The sequence below is a fragment of the Burkholderia sp. 3C genome (genome assembly GCF_054589155.1).
In genome coordinates this window covers 63,033-74,823 of sequence record NZ_BAAILN010000125.1, presented here as the reverse complement: position 1 = coordinate 74,823, position 11,791 = coordinate 63,033, and the positions used below count along the sequence as shown (strand labels likewise).

9 protein-coding genes are annotated in these 11,791 nt (G+C 65.7%); 3 read left to right on the top strand and 6 right to left on the bottom strand.

Going from position 1 to position 11,791, the window contains the following annotated elements; all coding sequences use genetic code 11:
* Positions 1-125: 125 nt before the first annotated feature.
* Both ACYP33_RS25345 and ACYP33_RS25340 read right to left on the bottom strand, forming a co-directional pair.
* Positions 126-3,077: a putative bifunctional diguanylate cyclase/phosphodiesterase gene (locus ACYP33_RS25345; RefSeq protein ID WP_459624372.1), complete on the bottom strand. Its 2,952-nt coding sequence runs from the start codon at positions 3,075-3,077 to the stop codon at positions 126-128.
* A gap of 165 nt (positions 3,078-3,242) precedes the next feature.
* Complete coding sequence (locus ACYP33_RS25340) at positions 3,243-3,953, bottom strand: N-acyl amino acid synthase FeeM domain-containing protein (protein ID WP_414448838.1); 711 nt, start codon at positions 3,951-3,953, stop codon at positions 3,243-3,245.
* A gap of 139 nt (positions 3,954-4,092) precedes the next feature.
* On the opposite strand from ACYP33_RS25340, the gene ACYP33_RS25335 reads away from it, so the two are divergent.
* Complete coding sequence (locus tag ACYP33_RS25335; protein ID WP_414448837.1) at positions 4,093-4,287, top strand: hypothetical protein; 195 nt, start codon at positions 4,093-4,095, stop codon at positions 4,285-4,287.
* 322 nt (positions 4,288-4,609) lie between these two features.
* Here the strand turns inward: ACYP33_RS25335 and ACYP33_RS25330 are convergent, their stop codons facing one another.
* Positions 4,610-5,458, bottom strand: coding sequence for an ureidoglycolate lyase (locus ACYP33_RS25330; protein WP_414448836.1), 849 nt, complete (start codon positions 5,456-5,458; stop codon positions 4,610-4,612).
* A gap of 514 nt (positions 5,459-5,972) precedes the next feature.
* Here ACYP33_RS25330 and ACYP33_RS25325 point away from each other — a divergent pair.
* Entirely contained in the window at positions 5,973-6,797 is an 825-nt protein-coding gene (locus ACYP33_RS25325; RefSeq protein WP_459624371.1) for an IclR family transcriptional regulator, read from the top strand.
* 262 nt (positions 6,798-7,059) lie between these two features.
* Complete coding sequence (locus ACYP33_RS25320) at positions 7,060-7,611, top strand: hypothetical protein (protein WP_459624370.1); 552 nt, start codon at positions 7,060-7,062, stop codon at positions 7,609-7,611.
* Positions 7,612-7,769: 158 nt separating this feature from the next.
* Here ACYP33_RS25320 and ACYP33_RS25315 read toward each other — a convergent pair whose 3' ends face one another.
* From ACYP33_RS25315 to ACYP33_RS25305, 3 genes are all read right to left on the bottom strand, one after another.
* A complete protein-coding gene (locus ACYP33_RS25315) occupies positions 7,770-10,139 on the bottom strand; it encodes a bifunctional acetate--CoA ligase family protein/GNAT family N-acetyltransferase (protein WP_459624369.1) in 2,370 nt (789 codons plus the stop codon).
* Between the two features lie 517 nt (positions 10,140-10,656).
* Positions 10,657-10,947 (bottom strand): H-NS histone family protein, encoded by a 291-nt coding sequence (locus tag ACYP33_RS25310; protein WP_414442033.1) that lies wholly within the window; start codon positions 10,945-10,947, stop codon positions 10,657-10,659.
* Positions 10,948-11,054: 107 nt separating this feature from the next.
* Positions 11,055-11,342, bottom strand: a complete 288-nt coding sequence (locus tag ACYP33_RS25305) for a hypothetical protein (RefSeq protein WP_414448832.1) — start codon at positions 11,340-11,342, stop codon at positions 11,055-11,057.
* Positions 11,343-11,791: the final 449 nt, after the last annotated feature.

Genomic DNA, 11,791 nt, shown 5'->3' with positions numbered 1-11,791 from the left:
TTGTTCACGGCTTGCGGCGCGCGCCGGCCTCGATTGCGGGTCTCCTCCTCTCCTCGCATCGGGCCGGCGTTGCGCGCCGCTCTTCACGCCACACCTTTCCGCTGGTTCCAACACGCCGCCCGGCCTCAGCCTGCCTCGAACGACGGGCCGCCCGTCTCGGCATTCGCCGGCTCGGCCAGCACGCGCCGGATCGCGTCGATCTCCACGAAATCGAGGCCGGAGACGGCCGCGAGAATCCGCTCGGGCGCGGTCGGGCGCCCCACCGCGTAACCCTGCACGTAATCCACGCCGATCGAGCGCAGCGCCTCGAAGGTCTTCACGTCCTCCACCCATTCGGCGATGGTGCGCATGCCGAGGTTCTTGGCGAGGTTGACGATGGATTCGACGATCGCGATGTCGGCCGGATGCTCGCACATGGTCTTCACGAACTCGCCGTCGATCTTCAGCGCGTCGGCCGACAGCGCCTTCAGGTACTTGAACGACGTGTGCCCCGCGCCGAAATCGTCGAGCGCGATGCGGATGCCCATGTCGTGCGCGCGCGCGATGAAATGCTGGCTCGTCTTGAGGTCGTGCAGCGCCACCGTCTCGGTGATCTCCAGGCACAGGAAATGGACGATCGACGCATGCGCCTCGAGCCGCCGGAAGATCTCGGCCACCACGCGCTCGTCGTTCAGCGACGCGCCGCTCAAATTCACGCAGATGAAGCGCGTCTTGACCAGCGTGTGCCGGTTGGCCTCGATCCAGTCGAGCACCATCGACAGCACCCACAAATCGATCGCGCCGATCGTGCCGGAGCGCTCGAACGCATCGATGAAATCGACCGCGCTCAGGACCGTGCCGTCCTCGCGACGCAGCCGCAGCAGCACCTCGAAATCGAGCGCCTCGCTCGCATGCGTGACCGACACGATCGGCTGCATCGCCAGCAGCAGCCCGTCGGGGATGGTGTCTTCCTTGAGCGTGCCGATCAGCGCGATATCGCGCGAGCGGCGCTCGACGTCGAGCGCGTCGCTGCGGTAGACGATCACCTTGCCGTTGCCGTCGCGCTTCGATTCGCGGCAGGCGAGATCCGCGTGCGCCACCACGTCCTGCACCGACATGTTCGGCATGCATTCGACCACGCCGATCGAGGCTCGCACGCGGAACGCGCGGCTGCCGATCGGGTAGGGCAAGCCGCTGACCGCGCTTTCGAGGCGCAGGCACAGCGCGGCGGCCTCGTCGACGCTGGTGTTGGCGAATACGCAAACGAATTCGTCGCCGCCGATCCGGCCGATGACGCCGCGCCCGTCGAGGCAGGATTTCATGCGCACCACGAGCTGGCGCAACACCTCGTCGCCGGAGGCGTGGCCGAACATGTCGTTGATCAGCTTGAAGCGGTCGAGATCGACATAGGCAACCGACCAGGGGGTGCGCGCCGCCAGCAGGCCTTCCATCACATGCTCGATGCCGCGCCGGTTCAGCGCGCGCGTCAGCGAATCGTGCTCGGCCAGGTAATGCAGCCGCGCGACGGCCTCGGCGCGCTCGGTGACTTCCTCCAGCGAGCCTTCGTAGGCGTTCTCGGAGAAGATCGCGCGCAGCGAGTAGCGGTGGTTCATGGTGTGCGCGTCGTGCGCACCGTTGATTTCGATCGCGCTCGCGCCGCCCCGCATGGCCAGCTCGCGCAGTTGCGTCCACGAGCCCTTGTCGAAGAAGTCGAGCCAGAGCCGCTGGCGGTAGGTATCGCGATCGAGGCCGAGCATCGACAGCAGCGCCGGGTTCGCACGCGCGAAGCGGCCGTCGGGATCGAGCGTGAACAGGCCGATCGGCGTCAGTTCGTAGGTATTGCGCAGTTCGGTTTCGGATTTCTGGCGGCGGGCGCGGTCGGCGCGCATCTGCTCGGCGATCGCGAACGCGGCCATCATGCTCGACGCCAGCGAGGTGGCCACCGGGTTCAGCACGCCGAACAGCAGGCGCGTGCCGAGCGCGGCCGCGAACACTTCGGACAGGATCGAGAACAGCACCACCGACAGCGACGCCACGTACCAGATCACGGTGCGCGTGCGGGCGCGCAGCAGCATCTGCGCGAGCACGAACAGCAGCATCAGCATGCCGATGCCGGCCAGCGCCCACAGCGCGGGGATATACAGCCGGTACGGCAGCACCACGGCCAGCAGCAGCATCAGGCCGCCGCCCACCTGGACGATCTTCAGCAGCCACAGCAGCGACACCTGGCCGATCTCGCGGCGGAACAGCCGCCCGAACAGCGAGACCGTCACGATGTAATACACCGAGAACGTCAGTTGCCGGACGAAGTCGATCCAGTTCGGCGGGATCGTGTGGTCGAGCCAGATGTTGTCGAAGCCGAGCGCGTTGGCGGCCAGGCGCTGGTTGCCGACCAGCCACACCGCGAACACCACGTAGGTCCACTCGCGGTTGATCACGGCCGTGACGAAGATGAAGATCGCCAGCGTCAGCAGGCCGCCGCAGATCAGCGAGGCGCTGCGCTCGAACTGCAGGCGCGTGGCCGACAGCGCGCGCCCGGTCAGGCGGCTCGCCGTGACGTAGGCCGGGCCGCTGTAGAAGCCGCGGCAGAGGATCGCCGCACCGTCGTTGGCCGCGTCGATACGCAGCGCGAAGCCGGCGGCGGCCGTCTGCATCGCGCCTTGCGTGGTGATGCGGTCGGCGCTGCCGAGCGGCGCGAGTGTATCGGCGTTCCAGCACGACAGCGATTTGGCATGCCGCGACGCGAAGGCGACGTAATTGTGGGTATCGGGTTGCGCGGCGGCCGGCTGGCCGTCGAGCCGCATCCAGACCGGATACTCCGACAGATGGGTGCCGAAGCGCAGGGTGACGGGCGCGGCGTTCAGCTCGCGCGCGGCGTCGGCCCGCGAGGCCTGGCCGGTGCGATCGATATAGGCATGAAAGCCGAGCGGGACGGTGTCGATCGCCACATTGCCCGACGGCGACACGGAGAAGAACAGCGCCGTGGCAACGGCGAGCAGCGCGGGGACGAGATAGATGGAGAACAGATCGAAGCCGCGGTCGAAAAATCGCCCGCTGGTCAGCTGTCTGAATTCTGAAACCCACTCGGACAGCCGCATAACCCCTCTCCTCCTGTCGCACCCCGAAACGTTCCCGATTCTAATCGGCCTTCATGCAATCCGCTGCCTTTAAATGTGAAGGATGATGACCGAAAACGGCCCACGCGCCCGGCCCGAAGGCCGGGCGTGCCGGGCATCGCGAAACGCTGCGGCCCGGCCCGTGCATCAGGCCCGGCGCGGCGTCACGTCGATGTCCGGATGATGCGTCTCGAACACATAGCCATACAGAGGATGCTGTACTTCCGCCCAGCGGCGCTGCGCCGCCGCAACCGGCTTGGCCAGCACCCGGTGCGGCATGCCGCCGACGTGCGCCATCGGGAAGAACTCGTTCGCGCCGAACACATCGTCGAACAACATCGACTGGTAATCACGATCGAGCGGCGAGCGTGCCGTGATCACCATCCAGTCGATCGCCGCTTCACGGCAGTACGTGAACAAGGCCTTGCATAGCGCGACTTTCACCGCGCGGCCGATCATGCCGCCGCGCACCGCCAGCCGGGTTGCCTCGGCGAGCCGGCAATCGGTCAGCCAATCGGGCAGCGCCACCGACGCTTGAAGCGGCAACGGCCCATGCGCGTTGGTCTGAATCCGCATGGTGCCGACCGGCTCGCGATCGAGACGCGATTCGGCCAGCAGCACGACCGTGTCGTGACGGCGGTCGATCGCCTCGACCGCCATCGTGTCGGCGAATTCCGGCGTGTGACGGCCATAGGCCGAGCGGCGCATGGCCACCACGCGCTCGAGATCCGCTTCGTCGTAGACGGCGCGGATCGTAAACGGCAGGCGTTCGCTGCGCAGCGGCAGATCGACGGGCGGGATGATCGGGTCGACAAGCAGCGAACCGGTGGCGAGAAGGGAAGGATTAACGCGATCCATGGTGAGCTCCGTAGCATTTCGTGGAAAAGACGTCGTGCGATGCGCCCGCCATTCGGGCAAACCGCGACGCGAATCGAGATTCGCACGAAACAACTATCTGAAACGTCACGAAAGACCGCTTACCTACCTGGAATAATTGATGAATTTCCATTCCCGATTCATTGATAAGAATTGGGGGTCGGGAAACGGATCGGACAAGTCGCCCGGCATCGTGCCCGCCGATGCCGAATGGCACTTTGGAAAGCCTTGCCGGCGCTGGCTTTTCAGCAATTTTCCGGCAATTTACGGGGTTGGACTAATCGAGGTGCAACCCGGTTTCGAGGTGATTTCCTGAATGGCGCAACGATGATTTTTACGGGAGTTCTCCGGCTCTGTAATAAATCAGCGACCGCTGAAAAGGAGGCGGGGAGGCGAATTGAATCGGGGGCGGCCACGGCGCGCGATGCGGCGAAGCGCGGGCGGATGTGCTGAAAAACGTGGGGTGCACTTATTAGGTGCGCAAGCAACCATCCGTCGGCAGCAATGATTTCCGTGCGAATGCGCGGCCTGCTGCCAGGCATTCGCACGAAGCGCCGATGGCGAATGTTTCGGCGTACTGCGGCGTGTTGCCGGATCTTTCCGGAGCCGACTCGGGGCCGCTGAACGGCTCGCCCGGTTCAGACAGCAGCGCGCGTCGTCTGACGTTGCTCGCCGAGGCCGGCGATCCCGAGACGCACCGTCTGGCCCGGCTTCAGATAGACGGGCGACGGCTTCACGCCCATCCCCACGCCGGGCGGCGTGCCGGTCGAGATCACGTCGCCGGGTTGCAGGCTCATGCAGCGCGACAGGTAGGCGATCACCTTCGCGACGCTGAAGATCATGGTGCGCGTATTGCCGTTCTGGTAGCGATGGCCATCCACTTCGAGCCACAGGTCGAGCTGCTGCGGATCGGCCACCTCGTCGCGCGTGACAAGCCACGGGCCGATCGGGCCGAACGTGTCGAACCCCTTGCCCTTGTCCCATTGGCCGCCGCGCTCGATCTGCCATTCGCGCTCGGACACATCGTTGATCACGCAGTAGCCGGCCACGTAGTCGAGCGCATCGGCTTCGTCGACGTTCTTGCAGGCGCGCCCGATCACCACCCCCAGTTCCACTTCCCAATCGGTCTTGACCGAATCGCGCGGAATCTCGATGCCGTCGTCCGGCCCGCACACAGCGCTGGTCCATTTCGCGAAAACCACTGGTTCGGTGGGCACGGCCAGCCCCGATTCCGCCGCGTGATCGGCATAGTTCAGACCAATGCAGACGAACTTGCCGATCTGGCCGACGCACGCGCCGATGCGCGGCGCGCCGGGCACGAGCGGCAGCGCACCGACGTCGAGCGCACGCAGCCGCTCGAACGACACATCCGACAGCGCGTCGCCGGCGAGATCGGGGATCACCGCCGACAGATCGCGGATCTGGCCTTGCGCATCGAGCAGACCGGGCTTTTCCTGGCCCACCGGGCCGTAACGCAACAGTTTCATGACGAGCTTCCTCCGGTTGAACCGCCGGACCGGCGGCGACGACCGATTGTGCCTGCGTTGCCACCCGCACGCGGCGGCCGGAAATCTACCGTTGCGCGTGCAGGCGCGTGCGATAAACGGACACGCTGCCGACGTAATGCTTAGTGAAATACGACGATTATCGGGTCACGATCGCATCGGATGTTGTCACATGACAACACGTTGACAACGCTCGGACACGACCACCACCACGAAGCGGCGGGCCTCTCGCCTGATTGAGGAAATTCGGCTCGAACCCCACTACTAAATTCGCTCGCCAACCGGGCGATATCATGCCTACGATCCATTCCTTTTCGTTTACCTCTTCTCGATAAACAGCGTCATCGATTCCCCCGCTCCTGGCGTTCGCTCGATGGCGGCGTAGCGCGTTCACTGCCAGACGCACTGTGCCGACTGCAATTCCTGTAAGCCCCGGCCGGGCACGCTCGCCGCTTCGTCGGCTCACGGGCGCCCGGCCATGCAATGACGAATCACCATGCCGATCACACCTGCAGCTTTCTCGAAACCCGCCACGCCCCCCTGCACCCTCGAGGAAGTCGAGCGTTACCGCGCACCGGCGCTCGACAAGGGGCTCGATATCCTCGAACTGCTTGCGGAGCAGAAAGAAGGCCTGACCCGCACCGAAATCACCAAGCAACTGAGCCGCAATGCGAGCGAGATCTACCGGATGCTCGAACGCCTGGTGGCGCGCCAGTACGTCACGCGTTCGTCGGGAGGCGACCGCTACACGCTGAGCCTCAAGCTGTTCGCGCTCGCCCATCGCCATCCGCCGATGAGCCGCCTGATCGACGAGGCGTTGCCGCTGATGCAGCGTTTCGCCGACACGGCCGGCCAGTCCTGCCACTTGTCCGTCTACGATCGCGGCAGCCTGCTCGTGATCGCGCAGGTGGACGACCCGGGCGCGTGGGGCATCACCGTGCGCCTCGGCTCGCGCGTCGGCCTGGCCGACACCGCCTGCGGGCAATTGATGCTGGCGTTCCAGACCCGAGGCCAGCGCGAGCACATGGCCGGCCAACACGCGAAGCTGGCCGGTGCGGCGCCGTTCGACGCCGCCGCATTCGAAGCCACCGCCACGACCCTGCGCGCCGACGGCTGTCTCCGCCAGGAATCGCGTCGCGCCTACGGCGTCACCGATCTGGCGTTCCCGGTGCTCGGGCCGTCGGGCCATGCCATCGCGGTGCTGACCTGCCCGTACGTGCAGCGGATCGACGCGGCCGGCGGCCCGTCGCTCGACGACGTCACCGAACTGCTGCGCCGCACCGCAGGCGGGCTGTCGATGAGCGACCTGCACGCGGCTTGAGCCGGGCTTGAGCCGAGCCTGAGCCGGGCTGAGGCACGAGCGGGACCGCGAGCGGACATCGAGCGGTGTTTCGCCCAGCGAATCACTCGTGCGGCGCAACGGCGCGCAAGCCGCGAGAGGCCCGCCGGTGCTCGCTTGCACCGGCTCGCGACCGCCGCGCGAACCGGAAACGGCAAGCGCGTGCTGGATCGCATCGCCGCACGACGCTAAAATGGCGGCCCCTTCCGCAAACGACGCCCGCTTACCGAGCGGCGCGCTCACGATGACCCTCATGGCCAAACTTCTGACCGATCTCGAATTCCAGCGTTTCTCCGAACTTCAGCAGAAGCAGGCAAGCTTCACGATCACGCCCGAAGAGGCGGATGAACTGCGCGATATCGTTGCCCGCGCGCAGAAAAAGCGCGACGACCGCGCGGCCGCCATGCAGGCGATCGAGTCGTACATCACGCAATTCGATATCTCGCCCGACGAACTGTTCTCGCCCGAACAGATCGGCGACGCGGCTCGCACCTACGGCCTGATCTCGGCCAGCAAGAAGGAGCGCGTGCTGCCGCCGTCCATCACGTTCAACGGCAAGCCCTACCAGTGGACCAAGACGCTGCCCGACGACGTGCGCGCCGCCCTGTTCGACGCCTTCACGGGCGGCGAATCGGTGAAGCGCTTCATCGCCATGCCGAAGGACACGGCGCGCTCGGCCCTGACCATCGCCCGCCTCGAACGCGAAACCGGCGCCGTCTATACCGAACCGCTGCTCGAAGAGCTCGCGCTGTCGCGTGCGCTGATCGACGACGCCGCCACCAAGCTCGCCGCGTAAATCGCGTGCGGCGCGGGCTTCGTGCCCGCCTGCGCCGGGGCTATGCTGCAGCAGCGACCGCATCGCGCGTCGCTGTATCGCCCCGGTGCCTCCTCCTGTAAAGCCTCACCTTCTCCCTCCCGAATCTCCTCACCTTCGCCGCATCTCCGGCAACGCGCTCACGCCTGCAGCTTCATTCGGAATGCAACCACACTCGGCTCCTCGCCCGACGACACCGTGAATCCCGCTGCCCGCGCAAGGCCGATCATCGCGCTGTTCTCGCGCAAGGCCTCGCCGATCAACCACCGGGTGCCGCGCGAACGCGCGTAATCGATGATCTGCGCCATCAGCAAACGGCCCAGGCCATTGCCCTTCTGATCGGGACGAATCGCGATCGCAAACTCGGCAGTTTCGTTATCGGGATCGGCCACGGCGCGCACCACGCCGAGCGTCTGCCGCTGCCCGCCCGCTACCTCGGCCGTGGCGATCAGCGCCATCTCGCGGTCGTAGTCGATCTGCGTCATGCGCGCGACCTGCGAGTGATCGAAGCTGCGGATCGAACCGAAGAAGCGCATGCGCAGATCGTCGGGCGTCATCGCGCCGAGCAACGCCGTATGCGCAGCCTCGTCCTCGGGGCGAATCGGCCTCACCGTCATCGTGGTGCCGCGCCAGTCGACGCGCTGCTCCAGCCGGCGCGGATACGGCATGATCGCCAGCCGCCCGCGCCCGGTGGCGAACCGCAGATGCACGTCGCCAATCTCGACGCGTTGCGTCAACACGCGCAACGCCAGCGACAGCCCGACCAACTCCCGCACCTCGCACACCGCCTGCGACAGCGCCATCAGGGCTTCGAGCAACGGCTCCGGCGCGGCCCGCTGCGCGTACGGCGAACGGCGCACCACCGCGCGCGCCAGCACGGTGTTGAACGGCGGCAAGGCATACACGACGAACGGCGAGGAAGCGCCATCGGCCGACGGCACCGAATAACGGAACACCGGGCCGAAGTTCTGATCGTCCATCATCTCGACACCCACCGTGACGATCAGCGAATCGGCATCGGGCGCATCGTCGCGCGCGGCCCGCAAGCCGAAGTGCGCGAGCCAGTTCGCCGCCTCCTCGCCGCTCGACTCGACGGGGCCGCGCGCGGCGGCAGCGCGCGCTACTTCCTGCGCCTGTGCGACCGAGGCCGGGGTTTCGGGCGGCAAGCCCTCCGGCGTCTGCATCAGCAATTCGCGGCCGAGACGGTAATCGACGAGGCGCGCATAAGCACGCGCCAACCGTTGCGGTGTGGTGTGCACGGGAATGCCGTTCGCGTGCAGCGCATCGCGCACGGCCGCATCGACACCGCCGAAAAAGCACGCGACGATACCGCGCGGAGCCGTGCGCTGCGCCTCGATCAGCTCGCGTGCCACGGCATCCACGGGCGCGCTGTGAGAAGTTGCATGTACAACGAACAGCGTGCCGGCATGACCTTGCGCGCCGAGCGCACGTACCGCCGCGCCGAACGCCTCGGGCCGCGCATCGTCGCCGAGCAGCAGCGGGTTGCCGGCCTCGATTCCGCGCGGCATCGGCATCACGGCCGCCAATGCGGCCGTGGCGGCGGGCGACCACGGCGCGAGCGTCAGGTCGCCCGCTGCGCCGAGTGCATCCACGGCGAGCTTCGCCACGCCCGCATCGCTCGTGATCACGGTGGCCGCGTTGCTGGTGGCGATGCGGCCGATGCCGAGCGTTTCGATCTCGTCGAGCAGATCGTCGAGCGCCTCCACGCGCACCATGCCGGCACGCTGGAATGCCGCCGTATAGAGCGCATCGCCGGGATCGGCGCGGCCGGTGCGCAAGGCCAGCACCGGCTTGTTGCGCGCGGCGGCGCGGGCGGCCGACATGAACTTGCGCGCCGATTTCACGCTGTCGAGTTCGAGCAGGATCGCTTTGGTGGACGGATCGCTCGCGAGGTAATCGAGCACGTCGCCCGCATCGACATCGGCCTCGTCGCCCAGCGCGACCGCGTGCGAGAAACCGAGCCCGCGCGCATGCGCCCAGCCGAGCGCGGCATTGGTGAGCGCGTTCGACTGCGATACCCAGGCCACGCCACCCGCCGTGGCGCGATAGGCCGGTGCGCCGAAATGCGCGTTCAGGCGCGGCGTGACGATGCCGAGGCTGCCGGGGCCGACGATGCGCAACAAGTGCGGCTTCGCCGCTTCGAGCGCACGCTCGACCGAAGCGCGCTCGCCCGCCGTGCGAGCTTCGCCGACCAGGATCGCACCGCGCGCGCCCAGCGCGCCGAGCTGCTTGACGATGCCGGGCCAGGTGGCGGGCGGCGTGCAGACCACCGCCATCGACGGCGGCGCCGGCAACTGCGAGACACGCGCATACACGCGCAAGTCGCTCAGTTCGTCGTACTTGGGATTGACGGGCCACACCGGCCCGCCGAAGTCGCCATCGAGCACGCGGCGCCAGACGATCGCACCAATACTGCCTTCGCGGCGCGACGCGCCCACCACGGCGACTGACTTCGGCTGGAACAACGCATCGAGATTGCGAACGGTCACGGTGCCTCCTTCTCGGGTTGCCGCGTGAGACGCGACGGTGAGCCGTAGCATAGGCGAAGGCCCCGGGGCTGCCTATATGCCGAACGGCCGACTACCGCGGCGCGCAGATCCACATCACGATGTCTCTCGATCGCACGACGCGATGGCAGGCGGCAGGCCGGCATCCGTCATGCAAAGGTGAGCCAATGCGGGAGGCAAGGTGAGAACGTTCGGGATCGAGGGTGAGGAGATTCGGGAGTGCCTTCCAGGTGCGTGCCGCACGGCGCCGAGCGGCGCGTGGCGGCGAACCCGGTTCAACGTGCCAATGCGCGATGCCGATGCGCAAAATAGCCGAAATCACCGGTCATTATTGGTATTTAACCGGCAATTTACGCATCATTGCGTTGGATTGATTTCGGGAAACACAATTTCCGAATTGTTTCACACGAGCGTGAAACCGCAAAAACAAAACGGCGCGAACGACCTGCGGTCGATTCGCACCGTTGGAGAAAGCGCCAAAGGTGAGGTTTTTCGGGAATCACTCCTTGATCAGGAAGCGGTTCCGATTCTTGCCGAGCCAGGCCGGCGCGCGCCCGCGCCCGCTCCAGGTGTCGCCCGTCTTCACGTTCAGGTATTTGGCAGGGAGCGGCTTCTTCGGTTTGGCGGCAGTGGCAGCGTCGCGGAAACCAAGCTCTTCAGGCGTGATGTCGTATTCCGCGATTTTCGCCTTGATATCGGCAATCGCGTCGGTGGTGGCCTTTTCGCGTTCCTTGTCGATTTTCTGCTGCAGCTTCTCGAGCTGCACGGTCAGTTGCCTATAAGTCGCCATATCGGATCGCACTCCGTGTTTGGTTATTTGGACAGTATAGAAATCAAATTACGCGGGGTTGATATTTTTTCGTATTGCGTCCCGGCTGACCGACGAGACGCCACCGCTCAATTGGTGCTTTTGGCTTTACATGCGAACAGCAGCGTGCGGCTGCCGTTATCGACGGATTGCTGGATCGTATCGACATCGCCGCCGCAAATGCCGCGCGCATTCTCGAAACAGGTATCCCACGGGCCGCCGGCGGGGCAGGAAACCTGCGTCGTCGCGCGCCCATCGGAAGTAAATAACGGTGCACCGCCGCCGCAGCCTGCGAGGCTGGCGAACAGGGCAAACGCCAGGAAAAGTCGTGCGGTCGGCTTGCGTGCCGAGGGCACCGTCGCCAATCGATGTGTCATGGAGGGTTCCGGTCTGTGTGCTTTCGAGACGACGCGAGTATGCCATGCCATATGGCGTGGCAGTCGATTCGGCCGACCAGAAAACACGTCATTTTTGAGGCAAACGGTTCAACGGACAAACCCGTCGACCCAATGCGCGAGCCGGGTGCGGCATCCTCGTTTCGAAACAGGATAGGGAGCGGCTTTGCACCGCACGAAAGCACCAGCGGCAACATCAACCCGGCGCGGCGATTGCTGCGCGAACCACGGCTTGCCGGCTGCCTGACAGGACCTGACAAGTTCACGGCGACGGGCAGCATTCAGCCGTTAAACGCAAGCCGTGCGATCGCGCCGTATCGCCGACTTCGCATACCGAAGCCATATTCAAGGCCATACCTCAGATTTATCTTGTTGAAACATGCTGAATATTCTTAAACATTCGATATACCGCCCGGTATATTCAGCCGTCG